Below are 19,938 nucleotides of genomic sequence, written 5' to 3' on the forward strand. Positions count from 1 at the left end.
ATAAGATGACTAGACGTTCGGAAAACCTCTTGGCTAAGGTAACTCGTATCCTTCCGTTCTCTTGTGTTGATGGACCGGGAAACCGTCTAGTCATCTTTCTACAGGGTTGTAACTATCAGTGCATCAATTGCCACAATCCACACACTATCAATCACTGCAATCATTGTGGTGATTGTGTGAGTGAGTGTCCCGCTGGCGCACTGAAGTTCGACGAAAGCAACAACGTTGTTTGGCTTAAAGAGGAGTGCACCCACTGCGACCATTGTATAGAGATATGTCAGCACCAATCTAATCCTAAAATTTCTGACTACTCTGTGGAGGCAATGCTCGATTTGATACGCAAACAGCGCTTTTTCATTAGCGGTGTTACTGTATCCGGTGGGGAATCTACCTTACAACTCCCTTTCATTATGGCGCTGTTTAAAGGGATCAAACACGATCCTGAATTGCAGCATCTCACTTGTTTCATCGATAGCAATGGTTCTTTATCCACCGTAGGTTGGGAAAGAGTCTTGCCGTACATGGATGGTGCGATGATTGACCTTAAATCGTGGCAAAGTGAAACGCACCACTGGTTAGTCGGGCGAGATAACCACCGAGTATTCCAAACCATTCAGTATTTAGCGCAAGTAGGCAAGTTGTACGAAGTGCGTTTGCTTCATATTCCGGGTAAAAGCGATTTAGATATGGAAGTTGCAACGGTGGGGCGTTATCTGCAATCGTTGCCAGAATCGGTCAACATTCGTTTGAATGCCTTTCAGCATCATGGTGTCACGGGTGAAGCTCTGGAATGGAAAAAATGTTCCCAAGATGAAATGGAACGTTTCCACGCTCAATTAAGTCAATTTGTCAGCAGACCAATGACCATGCCATCGGTCTACGTGTAGCGCAGTAAAGATAAAAAGGCTTAGAGTTTATTCACTCTCGGCTTTCGACATCCACCAAGGGTCTCACAAGCCTTAAGCACTTGTTGTTGTAGCCATCTTAAAGCGGGATCGTTCAGGCTCGCTTTATTCCACACCAAACTATACGCCACTTGTCCGTACTCAAACGGCAAAGGTCTCTCTACCAACCCCTTGGCTTGCAGTGCCATTCGTGCCCAAAGTTTTGAGCAAGTGAACAGATAATCAGAGTGGTGGCACATTACCGCTGCCGATCCAAAATCGGCCACGTGCATCGCGACGCTGCGTTTAGCGTAACGCTGAGTTAAGTTCTGCTCAAAGTAAGGCTGGGATAGGTCTTTATCGTGAATACCAATGTGTCTCGCACACAAGTAGTTCTCTACTGAAAGTTCTTCTTTCACTAACGGGTTATTGCTGCCCATCAAACAGATCATTTCGTCTTCTAGGATCGTCTGCCAAACCAAATCTTTGTTGTGCGTCGGTGGTTGGCTGATGTCGTGCGGCAGAATCATAAAGTCGACTTGCCCACGGATCAGAGAATCAAAACTCATTTGTTCTTTTGCATACACATTGAGTTGTGCGCGGCTCCCCATTTGCTGAGACAAGTCTTGCAGCATGGGTGCGAAAATCTCGAAGGTACTTTCACGCATTGCCAAAGAAAAGCGACCTTCGTAATACGCGGGATTAAACGAGCCTTGGTAGAGTAAACCGTTCATGCTGGAAAGAATGCCATGAACAGAAGGGCCGATGTTCAAAGCAAACGGAGTCGGGACTAAACGAGTGCCATCGCGGTAGAAAAGGTCGTCTTTAAGAATGTCGCGCAATTGGCTGAGCGTTTTGCTCACGCTGGAAGGGGTCACGCAGAGCTGTTCTGCCGCTTGAGTCACGCTGTGCGTCGTGAGCAGCATGTGCAATACAGTAAGGTGTTTAAGGCTAATGCGTGAGAGTGTTATGTAATCCATTCGCAAGGCTAGGGTCTGTTCATCTTTCGTGGTTAAATTTTGTTCGAGATAAAAGCGTTTTAATCGCGGCGAGTCGATTGAAGCCTAGTGGCTCTAAGTAAAATTGACTCAACAAAGAATAAAACGCTTTTAGCCGAACCCTTTGGGCAGCGTTTGTAGGTGCTTTCTACTGCGTTATCGGCTTATCAGGTAGAATAGCTACATATCAAAGCCCCTGCCTTGTATAAAACACCTACAAACTGCTGCAAAAATCATCACGAAAGGTCAACAGACCCTAACTCGTGTGATTTTTCTCAGTATATCAAAATATTATTATGAAACATTTTTTTACGATTGTTGAAGCACGCAAAAAGAGGCGTTTCTTTTCGTGTTCGATGTAATAGTTTGGCTCAACTCGGCACTTGATAGGGTGAGTATGGCTTATATCCCTTAGAGGACGAAAGATGCTTTACACAAGCCTGACAAAATAAGGGGTTGCGTACAACTGGAGGAGGTGATTTACTCGCGTTTCCTAAGTAACAGAGGTTTTAAAAACTTAATGGACGACCCCTTTAGTCGACTGAACAATTCACTGTATGACTTCCAATCACCGGAGGCGTACTCATGTTAGAACTTTTCATGCAACCAGAAGCGTGGGCTATCTTCGCTACTTTGTTTGCTCTTGAAGTAGTCTTAGGCGTTGATAACGTCGTATTCATCTCCGTTCTGTGTGAACGATTACCACAACACCAGCGTAAACTTGCCCGAAACCTAGGTATTGGCCTAGCGGTGATGGCGCGTATTGTTTTGGTGTTCTCGATCTCTTGGATCATGCAACTTACTCAGCCGTTAATCAGCTTCAGCGACTATGCGTTTACTGGTCGTGATTTGATTATGATTGCGGGTGGTGCATTCCTACTGGCGAAAAGCTTGAAAGAGTTGTGGAGTTGGTTAACGCATACTGAGCACGGTCACTCGACTCATGTTCGTACTGGTCTGGCTGTGGTTCTGCTTCAGATTGTCGCGGTTGATGCTGTGTTCTCGATGGACTCGGTGATTACTGCGGTTGGTCTAACGAGCGAAGTACCAATCATGGTGGCAGCGATCATTTCGTCAGCGATTGTGATGGTGTTAACGGCGGAGAAAATCAACAACCTAGTGACGCGTTACCCCGGCTTTAAGACCCTTGCTCTACTGTTCCTAGTTTTGCTAGGTGGTCTGTTGATGGCAGAAGGTTTTGCTATTCACATCAACAAAGGCTACGTGTATTTCGCGATGGCGTTTGGTTTAGTGTTGGAAATGTGTCATATCCAACTTAAGAAAAAACAACGCCCAGTGATTCAACGAATTCGTCCAATTCGACCTCGTTCAATTGCATTGCAAGTGCGATAATCGAACTCAAAACTGGCCGCTCTCCTGAGCGGCTTTTTTACGTCTGGACATAAGGAAAAGCAAGGGTTTGTCGTGTCGATTAAAAATGGAATTTGTTGTTGTAGCACGAATTTCTTATATAGACCGCCCTAACTCTTACAAGTGAACGAAATAGAATGAACAAACTGATCGATGCGTTATCGACGGACGGATACTACATCTGGGATGATTTCCTTTCTCAAGAAGAAGTGGCTGAGCTGCGTGACTGTATTCCAGACAATTGGAAGAAAGCACGTATTGGTCGTAACGACGATGTGACACGTGTTGAATCGATTCGTAGTGATAAGATTCAATGGTTGAAGCGTGACATGGGCTCGGCAGTAACCTCATTTTTAGACAAGATGGAAGCGATTCGCTTAGAAGCAAACCGTTACTTCTATCTCGGTTTGTTTGAGTACGAAGCGCATTTTGCGAAATATGAGAAAGGTGATTTCTACCAAAAACACCTCGACTGCTTTAAAGGCAATGAAAATCGCCGTCTAACAACCGTGTTCTACATGAATGAATCGTGGAGCGAAGAAGATGCTGGCGAGTTGGTGGTTTATGATTTGAATGACAACGTGATTGCGACGATCCCACCACGTTCTGGTCGCTTGTTTGTATTCTTATCAGAGCAATTTCCTCACGAAGTGTTACCGACAAATGCAGAGCGTTTTAGCATTGCAGGTTGGTTCCGCATTAATGGTGTGAAAGACAACCAGCTTGATATCGCTCACTAAGCGGTTTCATTGATTTCAAGAAGACAAAGGGACACCCACTTGGTGTCCCTTTGTTGTTTGGTTTGTCTAGAACGCTCGGCGTTACATACCTACTGAGAGCTCATAACACGCTTGCCTGTTTGACCATAACACCTGATAAACGTCGGCACAGAGTTTTCCCGAATCTACTTGTTCACCCATGATGATTGCGATTTCTTGTAATGTCATACGGCCTCGATATGGGCGGTCTTGAGAAAGCGCTTGAAAGACATCGACAACGGCAATGATACGAGAAGGCACATCCAAAGCTTCCGCCGTTTTATGATAAGGGTAACCTGAACCATCTAACCGCTCATGATGGTTGGAAGCCCACTCGGCAATCTTGGCATTCGGGAACACTTTGTGCAGGGCTAGTTCAGTATCAATCGTATGACGCTTGATGCGTGTGTATTCTTGCTTGTCTAGTGGGCCTTCTTTGTGAAGGATCTCATCAGGGGTTTTGAGCTTGCCAATATCATGAACCAATCCCGCAATAAAAATCATCTCTTGCTCGTGTTCATCCAATCCCATTTTCTTCGCCAAGTAACGAGACAGTTCCGCCACTTTTTGTGAGTGTTGATAGGTGAAAGAACTTTTTGCGTCGACAATTCTTGCAAGGAAAAGTCCTAAACTGGTGAGATCTTCGATACTTAATTGCTTTTGCAGCCAATCGATATTTTCGAACTGCATACCAATAGTTTCGATGTGTTCGGATTCCATGGCGAACCAAAACGCGTCTGTCATGATAAGTTTGACCATGGCACGGCACATTTCGGGATGAAACAAGGTACCGGCATTAACCAAGACACATTCAGCGATCAGTTCTTCATGTAAAGTGACAAGATCACTATGGCAGTTAGTGACGTAGTGAGCGCGCATAAAATCTAAACGGTCCGCGAGATAGAGTAATGCGGCGACGTTTTTTTCGAAAGAGGGAATATCAATCTGTTCCAACTCATCCCAGTGCGTGTGATGGTAAAGAATCGGAGTAGCGAATTGTGCCAGCAAGCGACACTGCTTAAGTGTGTGGTAACCACGAATGCAATGGGCTTTGGCGTCTTGAGGGACGAGCTGTTCGAGCAACATCATGTGCTCGCGGGTTTCTGAGACGCCACAGTCGTGAACCATTCCCGCGAAGTAACAGAACTCGGCTTGGTGATTATCCCAACCTAAAGCGAGAGCGCATTGGTATGCGATGTAAGCCACCCGATGGCTGTGGTGAGAATCGTCGACGCCTACGTAATCTAACGCACGCGCCACCCAGATAAGGGCTTGTTTTAGATCGACTTCAAATTCGTGATTACTCGACGAATCATAAGCCTGATTCTTTGTTAAAACCGACATGGTAAATACCGACGTTTTTGTTTTCCCTATGCTCATTTTTCTAGTTTTAAGGGAATGCAGCAGCGAACTGATAGCAAATATGACGAGCATAGGATGTGTTTATAGTTATGGCGGGAATAATACTGGTTGTCGCACGTAAATTTCATCACTAGGGGAAAAGTATCATTCAGTTCTTTGAACTACGTATTGATTTAGAAAGAATTTTAGGTGTTCGATTGACTTCCTTTGAAAAGCCACCAATTAGTGATGTAAAGTATTCTCATTATCATTGTTGTGTGGAAGGTAAGTTATGAAAAGAGTGGTAGTTTGGGGTGCAAGTAGTGGTCTTGGTTTGGCAATTGCACAGTATTTTGCAGAGAAAGGTGCTGAAGTTGTCGGTGTGGCGAGAAATCCAGACAAAAGTCCGGATTTGAAAGCGATTTGTCAGTCAACGTTTGCATGTGATGCCACTGTTGCGGAAGAGGTTAACGCGGTGGTTGCACAGCTCAATCAAGATGACATTATCATCAGTACCATGGGTAGCTTCCGTGCTGATATCCCAGTGGACTATCTTGGGCATCGACATCTGGTTGACGCTGCGTGTCAGGCTTCTCTAAAGCGTTTTGTTCTAGTGACGTCACTTGGTTGTGGTGATAGCTGGAAATACCTTTCTGACCGTTCTAAAGCGGGTTTTGGCGGTGTTGTGCGTGAGAAGTCATTAGCGGAAGCATGGCTACAAACCAGCGACTTAGATTACACCATCATTCGTCCAGGTGGCTTGAAAGATGGTGAAGTGACGGGCAATGGTGTGTTGGTTGAACCTAAAGAAGTGCATGGTTTGGTATACCGCCAAGAAGTGGTTCGTTTACTTTTTGAGATGCTGGAAAAAGGTCAGGGCAGTGGTGAGATCTTCCACTGTGTCGATCCAGAGCTGACTTACTAGGTTGGCCTTTTAAGCGAATGATTTTGAGGGGCTGGTTTTAGGCGCTGTCCCTGCTTTCGTTTGAATAGAGCACGACTTGGTCGCGGCCTAGATCTTTTGCGGCATACAAGGCTTCGTCTGATTCATCTAACAGGCGGTTTGGGTCTATGATGTCGGCTTGCGTGCGCTCTGAAAGGCTAATACCAATGGAGATCGTTAGATACTTGATGATCGGCTCATCATGATGAATGATTTCCAGTTGTTTAACCCGTCCGCGCAGTTGGTTGCCTCGCGCTAACGCCTCTCTAGTATCGTGAACAGGGGCAAGCACAACAAATTCTTCGCCTCCTAAGCGCAAAGCATAGCCGTGAGTTTGCACGGCGAAAGATTCCAAGGTCTTCGCAACTTTTTGCAAGGCTTTATCACCCTGCAAGTGACCCCTATGATCATTAAACTCCTTAAAGTGATCGATATCGATAAAGAAACACGCGATGAACATTTTGTTCGATTGATAACACAATGAGCGAAATGATGCTTCAAGAGAACGGCGATTATACAGACCGGTTAAGGGGTCGTGCTTCACCATGTCATCGAGTTCTCTGTTTTTGCGGACAACTTTGTCGACAAGATGGCTAAAGGCGCGCGCTAAATCTCCGATTTCATCTTTTCTTTTGGTATTAGGGACTTGAAACAAACTGATGGTTTCAAAATTTTGACGCATAAAAGTAGATAAGTTGTTGATTGGCGAAGAGATGTGATAAGAAAGCAGCAATAAAAGAGGATAAGAAATCGCCATTCCTAACACGATTTCGCGGATAGAATCGACAACAAACTCCTCTCGAATATCCCTTACGAGCTGTATGTCGTAAAGCAATTCAATGTTGCCTTGAATGTCCCCGTTTAATGGTAATGTGATATAGAGGATGTCTTTCTCAAAGCTTATGTGGCTTTTTCCGATTACCCGACAAGGGTAGAGATCCAACGTGTGGTCTTCTTCCAACTCTTTACTTAAATAGTACTGCTCACGGGCGTCGTTGAGTCGGGCGAGCAGGTATTGCACTTTTACACTCGATTGTGAGCCTGTTTTTTTCACGGATGTCAGTCTGGCAATGCGTTGATCTAAGTCCTGCTCAAAAGTTGGGGGATAATCGGATCGCCAAATCTCTTGGGCATTTCGATTGTAAGTGACGGACACTGGGGTTTTCGACACTGAGGAATAGCCGTTGACGTAGAGATAACGCAAATCCGTATGCATTTCCAATTCATCTTTAAAGCTTGGCAACATTAAGTTTGCATAGTTGCCGCCATGAACCGCATCGCTGATGTGATGAATTAGCGCGCTCGCACTCTGCTCACGAGAGACGATCGTCGTTTTAATGATGGTGTCCATTGAGTTATGAAAGTTGTAGTAACCCAAAGCACCAATCATGAGAATGACGAGAACAAAATGCGAGAGGAAGATCTTTATTCTTATTGATGTTCCCACAATATGAATTACTCATTAAACACATCAATGATGGGCACCGCACAAGTACCATTGACGCAGATGTCTTTGTATCCGTTATGACAGCGATAGCAAGCTTCAATTCTCAGAGAGGGGTGACTATCGGATATGTCGTTTCCCTGCCGATCATAACTCCCGTAAAGCGCTTCACCAGCAAGATGCTCGGTGACAAAAATAATGTTTTCTTCTTCGTATATCGCAACTGCCGTTAAGCCATCGGTATATGGGCCGTGCTTTTTATAAGCTTCTACTTTGTGTTTTGGGACATATATGCTCAGGTTTGTGCCTCTTCCTTGATTCGTCCAGTTGTACATCTTCACTGTTTCTTGCACAAAAGTGGGTGTGTTTGGTGGCAACACTACATCTCTGGCCGGAATAACGCTCTGTTTTACAAGCACAAGTCTGTCGAGGTTTTCTGGAAAGCTCGCTAATGAACTCGCGAAAACTGAGCCAGAAAAGGCCATCAGAGCAAACAGCTTGTATCCCATGGCATGTCCTCAAGCGTTGGTACATAAGTAATAGAATAGTCGATAATCATTGGTTTGGTCGGGTTGGGCTGTGAGAGAAACAAATACAAGATTCTGTGAGCTCTCGATCTCGAAGTGATTGAAAAAACATCTAGAATGACTAAGTCATACGCTCAGCCAAAACACAAAAGGAATTTGTATGCTGAAACATTTTCTCTATCGCGGTTATACCAACGGACTCAAAGTGGCCGCTCACGTTCTTCCTCTGCCAAAACCAACGCTATTTTCGGGTTCTGGCTCCGTTAATGAACTGTGTGAGGCGGTCAGCGATCTGGGCTTTCAGCGATTGTTGTTGGTGACAGATGAGGGGCTTGTCCAGATCGGAATGGCAGAGCATGTTGCAGAGCGCGCAAGCTCTAAAGGATTAGAGGTTGTTGTATTCTCAGAGGTGAAGCCTGACCCAACTTATGACCATGTTGAACGTGGCTTAGATGTTTATCTGGAATCCGGATGCGATGCGATTTTAGCGCTGGGTGGTGGCTCGGCAATGGATTGTGCCAAGGTGATTGCCGCTAAAGTGACGAATAAGCGTCCCATCAAAAAACTCGCGGGGTTGTTTCGTGTCTGGAGAACACCAGCGCCTTTATTTGTTATCCCAACCACATCGGGTACTGGATCTGAGGTGACCATTGCCGCTGTAGTTTCCGACCCCGTTACTCACCTTAAAACGCCGTTAATGGACCCTAAACTCGTGCCATTGATGGCGGCATTGGATGCAGATCTGTTGTTGGGCTTACCAGCAAAGATTACGGCGGATACGGGGATTGATGCATTGACGCACGCTGTTGAAGCGTATGTATCCCGCAATGCATCACAAGAAACAAAAGCCTACTCCGTTGCAGCCATTAAACTCATCTTTAAGTATTTGCCTAAAGTGGTAGAACAGGGGGAAGACGTAGAAGCAAGGCATAAAATGGCGATGGCATCTTATTATGCTGGGTTAGCGTTCACCAAAGCGAGCTTAGGTTACGTTCATGCCTTTGCCCATAACTTAGGAGCAAAATATGGATTGCCTCATGGAATGGCGAATGGTCTTGCTTTGTTACCGGTTCTTAAGTTTTCGCTGCCAGAGATAGAGCCACAACTGATTGCTTTGAGTGACGCCTTGTTAGGAAGTCGCGCCGATTCTGCCAGTGCACAAGATTTTCTCGATCGTATCGAACAGTTGTATAAAGCGATTGGCATCGAAAAACACACACCAGTGCTTAACAGTTCGGACACAGAAGAGTTAGTGGCGTTGATCTTGAAAGAAGCGCATTGGAACTACCCAGTACCCAAATTCATGAATGAGCAAGAATGTGCTCAGTTACTTTCTGAAATTCGCACTTAAGATATGTTTGTAAATTAAAATGTACAGTAGTGGTTTTTTATCCTTACACTTTGCTTGATATTATTCTAAAGATCCTACAGAATCAGCTTCATTACGAACATGGTGTTAGGTTTATGGTGCCGTTGCCCGATCTGATGCTAATAAATCTTATTAAGCTGTAAAGATAAATATACAATGAGTCGATCTAAAGTGTTTGGTAGTACCCTGATTATTGCAGGGACTACAATTGGTGCCGGTATGCTGGCACTTCCTCTTGCCTCTGCGGGTATTGGTTTCACGACTTCCTTGCTGATCATGCTGGGTCTGTGGGCATTAATGGCGTTTACCGCGCTATTGATGTTGGAGCTTCATCAGTATGCCGATAGCAGTGCAACTCTTCATACTCTCGCGAAACAAATTCTTGGTCAGAAGGGCAAGTGGGTTGCAAGCTTTGCCATGCTTTTCTTGTTTTACTCATTGTGTGCTGCTTATATCGCTGGTGGTGGTGCTCAGTTTGGTGACAGACTCACCGAATGGTTTGGTCTAGATATTTCAGGTTCGACTTCAACCATCATTTTTACTCTTATTGTGACCATGGTTGTGACAGTAGGTACTGGCACTGTAGACAAAGTAAACCGCGTGCTGTTTGGTCTTAAAATGGTGACCATGATTGCAGTGTTGTCTTTTCTTGCGCCAAATGTGACCGAATCTTACCTATTAAGCATGCCTGTAGAGCAAGGACTGATTGTTGCTGCCATCCCAGTTATTTTTACTTCGTTTGGCTTCCACGGCAGTATTCCGGCGATTGTGAACTACCTAGACGGCGACACATCATCGCTACGTAAAGCGATCATTGTGGGTTCGACCATTCCATTAGTGATTTACATCTTCTGGCAGATCGTCACTTTAGGCGTCGTAAGCCAAGAAACACTGGTTGAAAATGGTGGTTTGAGTGCACTGATTGGACAGCTTTCTCAAACGGTTCATCAGTCCAATCTTGGCAGTGTTGTTGGTGTATTTGCCGACTTAGCTCTTCTGACCTCTTTCTTGGGAGTGAGTTTAGGCCTGTTTGAATTCCTGGGTGACACCATCAAAGGCGATAGTGAAAAACCAAACCGTTTGGTGGCGGCTGTCATAACTTTTACGCCACCGCTTGGCTTTGCACTGTTTTACCCACAAGGCTTTATTATGGCATTAGGTTACGCTGCAATTGCGTTGGCAATCCTTGCGATTTTCTTACCTCTGGTGATGGTGGTGAAAGTACGTCGATCTGAAGAGTTTACTGGTGAATACCGCGTTGCAGGAGGCCAAGGTGCGTTGGCGGTAACGGGGATTGTAGGAACAGGCATTGTTTTGGCACAAGTATTGATTACTCTGGGAGTGCTACCTGCGCTTGGTTAATAGAAACGGTGAATAAAACGAAAGCCAGTGTGTTACAGCGCACTGGTTTTTTTTGATCTGGATTAAATTACCGTAGAATATTCGGTGAAAATATTGGCGGAAAACTGTTTTTATTTCGTACACTTAGACTGTGGTATGTCGATAATTTAGGTGGAGAAAAGCCGCTCTAATCACATCAAATACGCTGACTTTAATGAGCCTTTTCTTCGGTATTTCTCTACTTGGGTGTGGAGGTGAAGTATGGCGCACCGGAGTTTTTACCCGTTTGCAAAGCCGCTTAATGAGCAAATGCAAACATTGAAAAATAGGATGCAGGTCCATTTGCCATGCATTGATAGGGTGTCGTTTGCCAAATATCACCCTAAGCAAGGTGTGCTAAAATCTTTTGCTGAAAGTGAGTTTGATACTTGGTGTCTAGCGCATCATGAAGCGCCATTGCGCAAGCTTCACAATCTTAGTCTCGCGGCTGATAACGCCGCCCCTCGTGTGGTTAACGATCTCTACGACATTAACCATTGCTCACGTGTTCAGACATTACTTAAACACGGTTATCACTCCTCTGTTGCTGTCCCTTGCTATGATCAGCAAACCTTTACTGGTTTTGTGTTCCTCAACTCCATCCAACCAAATGCCTTTAGTTTAGAAGCGCTGAATGGCCTCAAACCGTATTTCGAAATGGTACAGTTTGCTGTGGAATCGGAGGACCATGTGGTTAATGCAATCGACATACTTGCAGAACGGATGCACTGCTTGATGCCAGGTTATTCGCCCGAAGTGTTTTCTCATAGCAAGAGGATGGGACTTTACAGTCAAGTGATCGCCACTCACATTGCCGACCGTTGCCAACTCTGTGATGAAGTGGTGGAGCAGATTGGGATGTTTGCGAGGTACCACTCTTTGAGTGAGACCGCTTTACCAGCCGACATTGTTTGCCGTCGCCATCATTTATCTCGCGAGCAAGAATCGCGACTACAAGAGCACATCGAACAATGCATAGAAGCCGCAGATAACATTGTTGCGAGAATTGGTAACCCAGTGCATCCAAGCATTACCTTGTTCCACCAAATCATGACATATCAACACGAGAACTTAAATGGGTCGGGCTATCCGTATGGATTGGAGGACATCGATATTCCTATTGCGGCCAAAATTGTCGCTGTCGCTAATGTGTTCGATGTGATGACTACCCACCATCCATATCGTCAGGCGTGGTCGATCCCATATGCGTTATTAGAGTTAGAAAAGCTTGTGTATCAGGGATTGTTATCAAGAGAATGCGTCAACGCTTTACGTGATCATCAAGATTACTTAAAGCAAATCATCCATAAATACCCAGAGCATTATTCAGGCATGGGATTAATGTGAAAGTAGAGGAGTAAACCGTGAAGGGAATCAAATGTTGACTAGGAGGTCATTATAAATAACACTGTATATGTATACAGTAACTCGTTTGGAGGTGAAGTATGTTGTGGGAAACCCTTGAAAGAGTAAACCGCTTACGCCAACAAGCACTTGCGAATGATGAATTCGTAGAGTCTGCAAAAGAACACGAAGAAGCTTTGCATGACCAAGAGCATTATTACCAACCTAAGAAGCGTTCAGCCAAAGACAGACAAGGTAAGAAGTCGCTGGCCGATATCTATAAAGAAGTAGAATTTGGCGCTGACGCTCGTCACTAATGTCATCAAACGGCTGCGGGCCTCATCCACTTTTTCTCACCGCCGCAGCGTAATTCATCTTATGGGCAAGTGCCTATCACTTAGCCGCTTGCCCAATCGTCTCGAAACGTAAATTCCCCCTTCGTTTTGAATCCTGCTTCTTGAAGTCACTTGGTTATCTTCCTTATCGATAAGCAAGGAGCGCACTCGATCTGAATCACCGATCCTTACCATCTTTTAAATTTATAAAATAATCAACTAATGATAATAATAATGGTTTGCATTTGTATCTACCCTGTTATATAAAGCCAAGCTTATTAATCGTTTTGTTGAATAAAACAATGAAACGTAACGGATAGGTGAATGGGTTAATCACGCATTACCGATGCCGATAGTTAAATGGATTAGGTGAAGTAGGGATGTTAGAAGCCAAAGCTCTTCAGTTCAACATTAACGGAAAGTCTCTGTTGAAAGCATTTGATTTGACGTTTGAAACTGGAAAAACGTACGCGCTCGTTGGCCACAATGGTTCAGGAAAATCCACGCTTCTCAAGTTGTTAGCCCAGCAGCAGGCATACAGTGACGGTGATGTTTTGTTGCACGGCGACAATATTAATCATTTTTCCGCAAAAAAATTCGCACAACATATCGCATATCTACCCCAACACTTACCGATGACGGACAGTATTCTTAGCCGTGATTTGGTCAGTTTTGGTCGTTATCCATGGCATGGCTTGTTAGGGCGTTTAAGTGCAAAAGACAAAACCATAGTCGAAGAAGCGATGGAGATGACTGGAACGTTGAAATATGCTGATCGTTTAGTCGACACGCTTTCTGGTGGTGAGCGACAACGTGTGTGGCTGGCCATGCTACTTGCTCAAAAGACGGAATACTTGCTACTTGATGAGCCACTGTCGGCGCTCGATATTAGCCATCAGGTCGATATGCTTTCTTTGATCGCTAAGTTAAGTAGAGAGCTTGGATTAGGGGTCATCATTGTTCTGCATGACATCAATTTAGCCGCTCGCTTCTGTGACCACATCGTAGCCCTACATCAAGGTGATTTGATTGCACAAGGTGATGTTCAACAAGTGTTCACTGAGCCCAAGCTGAAAGAAATATATGGCATTGAAATGCGTATTTCAGATCACCCCGCTGGATATCCAGTAGCAATGCCAAGCTAAGCGGAGTCGACAATGAACTGCATACTTCGTTTTTCTTGGTTAAAGCACGTAGCCTCCCTTACGGCTCTCTTTTTAACCTTCCCAGTTGATGCAACCTCGCAACGAGTTATGTCTGTCGATTGGACCCAAACTGAAACCATGTTGGCACTTGGTGTTGTGCCTGTGGGAGTTGCGCAAGGGCAAGATTACGATGCTTGGGTAAAAGCGCCATTGTTGCCAGTGCAAACCAAAGATGTGGGTTTGAGGACGCAACCTAATATCGAACGTATTTATGAACTCAAGCCGGATCGTATTTTTATTGCGCCTTATTTCTCTGCTATGAAAGAGCGCCTTGCTGATATCGCGCCTGTGACTACCATCGATCTCTATGGTAAAGGCATTACGGATTGGTCGGTACTCACTCAATTTACCCGTACTTTTGGAAAGGAGTTGGGAAAAGAAGCGCAGGCGGAAACTCTAATAGCACAGTCTGAGGTGCAACTTTCCAAACTCAAGCAAACAATAGATGCAGATTCTGCTCCTTTATTGATGATTCAATTTATGGATACCAAGCACGTACGCGTTTTTGGTGAAAACAGTCTTTATTCTCAGGCGATGGCCAAGCTCGGTCTCTCTAATGCATGGAAAGAAGAAACCAACAGTTGGGGATTTAACATGGTTGGGATTGATAAATTGGCAGGAATCTCAGCACAGATCGTCATTGTAGAGCCACTTCCTCATGGAGGGCAGCAGCAACTCGCGAGTGATAAATTCTGGCAATACATTGTCGAGCAATCAGGCCACCCCGTTATGCGAGTCGCTCCCGTTTGGAGCTTTGGTTCGATGCCTTCTGCTGTTCGATTTGCGCACTTAGTGGCTGCAGAAAAAGAAAAGGAGCAACGTGAATGAAAACCGTTCCTTTGACGCTGGTGGTGTTACTTTCGGCACTTACTCTGTTTGTTGGTGTGGTTCATCTGCACAACACAGCGGCATTTCCGGTTGCGCTGAAAAGCCTTTGGCAACCAAATTTTCAATCGATAGATTCGGTTTTACTGCATTTTAGCTGGTGGCCGCGAGTTTTCACGACCATTATTTCGGGCGCAGGATTGGCGGTCGCTGGCGTATTGATGCAACAAGTCTTGCGTAATCCACTGGCTTCACCAACCACACTTGGTGTCGCAAGTGGTGCGAATTTTACCTTAATGTTGGCGACGTTATTCGCCCCTTGGTTGCTGGATTTTTCAGCCAACCTTGTTGCGTTGATTGGCGGTGTTACGTCTATGGCGCTGGTGATGTTGTTATCTTGGCGACGCGCTTTGTCTCCAACCGTTGTTGTGGTTTCCGGTCTGGTAATTAACTTGTATTTTGCTTCGCTAAGTACGGTCATTTTGATGATGAATACCGAGAAGCTTAATGGATTGATGATTTGGGGAGCAGGTTCTTTAGTTCAAAGTGGGTGGGATGACTTTCGCTATTTGGCCCCACGTGTCGCGATTGCCGGCCTGGTCGCATTTCTGTTTGCTAAGCCATTAACTTTATTGGAGTTATCGGAACAGGGAGCAAAAAGCTTAGGTGTATCTCTAGCAAAGCTAAGATTTGTATGCCTGGGTTTAGCGGCTTTGATTACCTCTTGGGTGGTGGCGACAGTTGGTATCATCGGTTTTATCGGTCTAGCTGCTGCGGCAATCACGCGTTTAATTGGTGTTCATCAGATCAAGCACAAGCTTTGGATATCGATGTTGATCGGCGCAATGTTATTGACATTGACCGATTTGGTTATTCAGCAGTTACCCGGTCTAATGGCTAGCTTTATTCCTACGGGAGCTGCAACGGCTGCGCTTGGTGCTCCGCTCCTACTTTGGTTACTGCCGCGGTTGTCGCAAAAGACACAAGGGCATACCCAAACGGTGCTTACTCGACACTCCGAACGAGTCAATAAGCTGAATAAACACGCCATCGTATTTACCTTTCTGATTATTCTGGTGGGCGTGGTTCTTTTCAGTGCGGTTTCTGTACAGAATCAAGGTTGGACGTCGCTTTTCTCGACTAAAGAATGGCTATTTTTAGAATGGCGAACGCCAAGACTCCTAGCCGCGGCGATTGCAGGTGCTATGTTGGCGATAGCAGGAACCATTATTCAACGCTTAAGTGGCAATCCAATGGCCAGCCCTGAAGTTATCGGTATCAGTTCTGGTACGGCAATGGGCTTAATTATTGCCATGTTTACTGGCGTTGGCGCGTCTGTGGTTACTTTGTCGATAGGTGGTTTGATCGGCGCTTTACTTACGGTATTTGTAATCGTTTTACTGAATAGAAAATCTGGCTTCCAACCAGAGCGCATTTTGCTGACAGGCATTGCGATTACTGCGCTGATGAATGCGATACAAAGTTTTATTTTGGCTACCGGTGATCCACGTAGTTATCAGGCGTTAGCTTGGCTCTCTGGCTCTACTTATTACGTTTCTTTGGATACCTTGCTGCCTTTGGCCATGTCGGCGTTGACCTTCATCGGCTTGAGCTTTGTGTGTGTAAGATGGTTGGATATTTTGCCAATTGGCGCTTCTTCTTCAAAGGCATTAGGGCTAAATGTAGATCGCTCCCGTGCCATTCTGTTACTCCTTGTCGCTTGTCTCACTGTGAGTGCAACGTTGGTCGTCGGTCCTATCAGTTTCGTCGGTTTACTTGCGCCACATTTGGCACGTCTATTTGGATTTAATAAAGCATCTCAACATATGTTGTGCGCGGCTTTAATTGGCGCTGGCGTAATGCTGTTGGCAGATTGGCTAGGCAGGCAAGTACTTTACCCTCAAGAGATACCCGCAGGTCTCATGGCCTCAATCATAGGGGGCCTGTACCTAATGTGGGGGGTACGTCGTTTGTAAGAGTTTAAATCCACTGGGCAAGACGACGAACCCAAACAAAGACAACTGATAAGAATTCTATGACTGGGTGATCGCTCTCATCACCCACTAAGTAGTGCTCGCAAAACACATTCTGTGCTTTTGCATTTATGGAAAACAGTGGTTATGCCGGAACCAACCTCATCGTATTCGTGCGTTGATATTGCTTATAAAGGTTGGAAAGGTTGCCGACTAAAGGAGAAAATAATGAATCGGCAGTTTATGCTGACACCAGCGTCAATGGCTATTGCAATGGTGTTAGCTACCCCTCAAGTGCTTGCTCAAGAAGATGAAAACCTGGTTGTTATTGGCCTGCAAGAAGACAGTGCCGTTGGTCCCGACTTTAGCTATCTTGGCGCTAAGAGTCGCACTGCAACCAAAATGGATTTAGCGATCAATGAAACGCCTCGCGCGGTTTCTGTAGTGACTCGCGAACAAATGGATGATCGCGCATCCATCAGTGTTTCAGATGCGCTGCAATATACGCCAAGCATTCAAACCAACTACTTTGGTGAAGATAACAAGCAAGACTGGTTTATCATCCGAGGTTTCAAACAGGCAAACAGCGGCTTGTACCAAGATGGCACTCGTCTTTACTCATCAGGTTTTTATAGTTGGCAGATAGACCCATTTGCACTAGAGCGAGTAGAAGTGTTGCGCGGTGCTGCTTCTGTTCTTTATGGCCAAAACCCACCGGGTGGGGTGATCAACCTAGTAAGCAAACGCCCACAATTTGATGGTGGTTCTGGACAGGTGTCTCTGGAATATGGCTCTGAAGATCGTAAGCAAATTTCGTTAGACGTGAACTCCGAAGTGAATGAAAAGCTCGCGGTCCGTGTTCAAGGTCTGGCGAGAAAAAATGGCACGCGTGTTGATGGCGTCGAGGCTGAGCGGTTCTTAATTGCTCCGTCACTGACGTACAAATTTACAGATATGTCGGAAATTACCTTGCTGACTAGCTACCAGAAAGATGACTCCGATCCTTATCTGCAATTCTTACCTGTTGAGGGGACATTAAAGCCAAACAAAAATGGAAAGATCAGTGATAGCCTTGCAATAGGAAACACGGATTGGGAAACATTCGAGCGTGAACAGCTTTCTTTAGGCTACGAGTTCTCACACAGGTTTAACGACACTACGTCTTTTGTGCAGTCGACGCGTTACAGCCAAATGGAGGTGAACCTGAGGCAGATGTACTCCTATGTGTATGCAGCAGACGTTCCAGGGCTAGGTCCATTGCTTGACCCGCTTAACGAGCGTAAGAGTATTTTACGTGCAGCGACCACAGAAGAGGGGTCATCAGACGCGTTTAATATTGATAACCGTCTGATACACAATATGAAATGGGGAAGTGTGGAACACAACCTCATGGTGGGAATTGATTACCAAATGGTGAGCATTGATGGCAAAGACTTTGCCAGTGATCCATTGGTTGCGGACGGTGACTCTATCTTAACAACGCCAATTGGTATGCTGCCTGACCCACGTTTTGATGTGTTTAACCCAAGTTATTCAGACAACGTTTGGTTACTTGACTCAACCACACTTCAACCGCTAACGGACGCAGATAAACAACGTACTAAGGTGGATAATGAACAGCTTGGTATCTATCTTCAAGATCACATGTTGATCAACGATAAATGGGCTGTGTTATTGGGGGCGCGTTATGACAATACGAGTAATGAAGTACATAACGTAACCACAGGCTCACGCACCAAAGTGGATAATGAAGAGTGGACGTTAAGCTTAGGTACTGCGTACATCACGGATTCTGGATTTACGCCTTACTTTAGTTACTCACAATACTTCGACCCAATCATTCAACAGGACAGTGCTGGTAAACCCGCTAAACCGGAAAGCGGTGATCAGTTTGAAGTTGGTGTGAAATACCAACCTCGTTCGTTTGATGGTTACTTTAACGTTGCTGCATATCAAGCAACTAAAGAGAACCTCGCTCGTATTTACCTCAACGAGCTGACTCAGATTGGTAAGGTAGAGAACAAAGGGCTCGAATTAGAAGTGGTTGCTAACGTGACACCGTCACTAACTCTGCTTGGTAACATCGCTTATGTGGATTCGGAAATTAAAGAGGATGTAAATACATCTTGGGTTGGCAATACGCCGTCTCAAGTAGCAAACACGGTATCTTCTGCATGGGCACATTACCGTTTCCTTGAAGGAACTTTTGATGGTTTAGCTTTCGGGCTGGGTGCTCGATATACGGGTGAATCCAACGGTGACAACACTGAAACGTTGAAGGTCCCAGGCTATTTCTTGATGGACGCCACGGTAAGCTATCGTATTGGTGATTACAAACTTCAGGTGGCGGCGAAAAACCTAGCTGATAAAGAGTATGTCGCGACGTGTGACGGCTTCTGTTGGTATGGTGATCGCAGAAATGTGATTGCGAATCTTACCTACGATTGGTAAATCATCGAGAGCGAAACGAAAAGTCCCCCGAGCATACGGGGGATTTTTTTAGAAATCAGCTTTACGGACGTAGTGGGGGTTTTTGTATTTCTTCTCTGGTCCAAAACTAGAAACCACTAACTTGTTCCAAAGTGTTTTATCGAACTCTCCTTTAGGAATGGAAGGGTATAGTGTTTCTTCTTCTTCCCTTGCAAAGTTCATGTACTGCTTTTTCTTTATTTGGTTGTATTTCTTTGCGATTTGGTTGTGTTTTCTCACCCATTCGAGCTTATATTCACGCAACACGTTTTCGCCTTTTTCGGCGTCCATACGTGATAAGAAAAGGCGTTTGTACGACACTTTTCTGTCGAGCATAGTACGCATTACCGTCTGGATATACTTACCATGATGAGTGATGGTGATATCTTTCTCGTCAATAGGCGTGATAAACCAGCTCTTCGGTAAAAAGCTCGGCTTCTTAAATTGCTTATTACGTTCCACTAGCACCTGATGAAGAACTAAATCAGATGTGCCGCGAAAGGTCTTTTGCCACTTAGCGATTCGTATCTGTAACGAACCTGGCAAGCGATAGATGTTAGTAAACTTATCTTGGTCCATGGACTTCTGTCATGAAATTAATATGCAATGTGAAAATTCGCAAACACAAACCCACAAACGTCATAAACAGGTATTGTTTGAATAGGTTGCGTCGGTAGTTAGCGCGATTTTACAACGACCTTGCTGATAATAGCGAGGGGTTATGTCAATAATAGGTAAGAAATAAAGAAATTGTTTAGATTATGAATACTTT

At 45.0% G+C, this 19,938-nt stretch carries 17 protein-coding genes; 12 read left to right on the plus strand and 5 right to left on the minus strand.

Annotated elements, in window-relative coordinates; all coding sequences use genetic code 11:
• The first annotated feature begins 5 nt into the window (after positions 1-5).
• A complete protein-coding gene (locus tag C1S73_RS00990) occupies positions 6-887 on the plus strand; it encodes a YjjW family glycine radical enzyme activase (protein ID WP_038872197.1) in 882 nt (293 codons plus the stop codon).
• A 20-nt stretch (positions 888-907) separates the two neighbouring features.
• Here the strand turns inward: C1S73_RS00990 and C1S73_RS00995 are convergent, their stop codons facing one another.
• Positions 908-1,864 carry a LysR family transcriptional regulator gene (locus tag C1S73_RS00995; RefSeq protein WP_042605818.1) on the minus strand — a complete coding sequence of 319 codons (957 nt, stop codon included), beginning with the start codon at positions 1,862-1,864 and terminating at the stop codon, positions 908-910.
• Between the two features lie 603 nt (positions 1,865-2,467).
• Between C1S73_RS00995 and C1S73_RS01005 the strand changes: the two genes are divergently transcribed.
• A complete protein-coding gene (locus tag C1S73_RS01005) occupies positions 2,468-3,235 on the plus strand; it encodes a TerC family protein (RefSeq protein ID WP_038872199.1) in 768 nt (255 codons plus the stop codon).
• 155 nt (positions 3,236-3,390) lie between these two features.
• On the plus strand, positions 3,391-3,993 hold the full coding sequence (locus C1S73_RS01010) for a 2OG-Fe(II) oxygenase (protein WP_038872201.1): 603 nt from the start codon (positions 3,391-3,393) through the stop codon (positions 3,991-3,993).
• A gap of 81 nt (positions 3,994-4,074) precedes the next feature.
• Here the strand turns inward: C1S73_RS01010 and C1S73_RS01015 are convergent, their stop codons facing one another.
• Complete coding sequence (locus tag C1S73_RS01015; RefSeq protein ID WP_038872202.1) at positions 4,075-5,355, minus strand: HD-GYP domain-containing protein; 1,281 nt, start codon at positions 5,353-5,355, stop codon at positions 4,075-4,077.
• A 289-nt stretch (positions 5,356-5,644) separates the two neighbouring features.
• Between C1S73_RS01015 and C1S73_RS01020 the strand changes: the two genes are divergently transcribed.
• Entirely contained in the window at positions 5,645-6,277 is a 633-nt protein-coding gene (locus C1S73_RS01020) for an SDR family NAD(P)-dependent oxidoreductase (protein ID WP_038872204.1), read from the plus strand.
• A 37-nt stretch (positions 6,278-6,314) separates the two neighbouring features.
• Here the strand turns inward: C1S73_RS01020 and C1S73_RS01025 are convergent, their stop codons facing one another.
• Both C1S73_RS01025 and C1S73_RS01030 read right to left on the minus strand, forming a co-directional pair.
• Positions 6,315-7,685, minus strand: a complete 1,371-nt coding sequence (locus C1S73_RS01025; RefSeq protein WP_045421401.1) for a GGDEF domain-containing protein — start codon at positions 7,683-7,685, stop codon at positions 6,315-6,317.
• 65 nt (positions 7,686-7,750) lie between these two features.
• The gene (locus C1S73_RS01030; protein WP_038872208.1) at positions 7,751-8,248 is read right to left on the minus strand and encodes a hypothetical protein; all 498 of its coding nucleotides are present in this window, start codon (positions 8,246-8,248) and stop codon (positions 7,751-7,753) included.
• A 178-nt stretch (positions 8,249-8,426) separates the two neighbouring features.
• On the opposite strand from C1S73_RS01030, the gene C1S73_RS01035 reads away from it, so the two are divergent.
• The 8 genes from C1S73_RS01035 to C1S73_RS01070 all read left to right on the plus strand — a co-directional run bounded on the left by C1S73_RS01035 (position 8,427) and on the right by C1S73_RS01070 (position 19,148).
• Entirely contained in the window at positions 8,427-9,617 is a 1,191-nt protein-coding gene (locus tag C1S73_RS01035) for an iron-containing alcohol dehydrogenase (RefSeq protein WP_038872210.1), read from the plus strand.
• A gap of 174 nt (positions 9,618-9,791) precedes the next feature.
• A complete protein-coding gene (locus C1S73_RS01040; RefSeq protein WP_038872212.1) occupies positions 9,792-10,997 on the plus strand; it encodes an aromatic amino acid transport family protein in 1,206 nt (401 codons plus the stop codon).
• Positions 10,998-11,237: 240 nt separating this feature from the next.
• Positions 11,238-12,362: an HD-GYP domain-containing protein gene (locus C1S73_RS01045; RefSeq protein ID WP_038872215.1), complete on the plus strand. Its 1,125-nt coding sequence runs from the start codon at positions 11,238-11,240 to the stop codon at positions 12,360-12,362.
• Positions 12,363-12,460: 98 nt separating this feature from the next.
• A complete protein-coding gene (locus C1S73_RS01050; protein WP_038872220.1) occupies positions 12,461-12,676 on the plus strand; it encodes a hypothetical protein in 216 nt (71 codons plus the stop codon).
• A gap of 398 nt (positions 12,677-13,074) precedes the next feature.
• Positions 13,075-13,839 (plus strand): ABC transporter ATP-binding protein, encoded by a 765-nt coding sequence (locus C1S73_RS01055; protein WP_038872222.1) that lies wholly within the window; start codon positions 13,075-13,077, stop codon positions 13,837-13,839.
• A gap of 12 nt (positions 13,840-13,851) precedes the next feature.
• Positions 13,852-14,727, plus strand: a complete 876-nt coding sequence (locus tag C1S73_RS01060) for an ABC transporter substrate-binding protein (RefSeq protein ID WP_038872225.1) — start codon at positions 13,852-13,854, stop codon at positions 14,725-14,727.
• Positions 14,724-16,700 (plus strand): Fe(3+)-hydroxamate ABC transporter permease FhuB, encoded by a 1,977-nt coding sequence (gene fhuB, locus C1S73_RS01065; RefSeq protein WP_038872227.1) that lies wholly within the window; start codon positions 14,724-14,726, stop codon positions 16,698-16,700. Before C1S73_RS01060 ends, fhuB begins: the two co-directional genes overlap by 4 nt.
• A gap of 225 nt (positions 16,701-16,925) precedes the next feature.
• A complete protein-coding gene (locus C1S73_RS01070) occupies positions 16,926-19,148 on the plus strand; it encodes a TonB-dependent siderophore receptor (RefSeq protein ID WP_038872230.1) in 2,223 nt (740 codons plus the stop codon).
• A gap of 48 nt (positions 19,149-19,196) precedes the next feature.
• On the opposite strand, the gene C1S73_RS01075 is transcribed toward C1S73_RS01070, so the two are convergent.
• Complete coding sequence (locus C1S73_RS01075) at positions 19,197-19,745, minus strand: MSHA operon transcriptional regulator (protein ID WP_038872233.1); 549 nt, start codon at positions 19,743-19,745, stop codon at positions 19,197-19,199.
• Between the last annotated feature and the right edge of the window lie 193 nt (positions 19,746-19,938).

It is taken from the genome of Vibrio jasicida 090810c, from assembly GCF_002887615.1.
Classification (GTDB): domain Bacteria; phylum Pseudomonadota; class Gammaproteobacteria; order Enterobacterales; family Vibrionaceae; genus Vibrio; species Vibrio jasicida.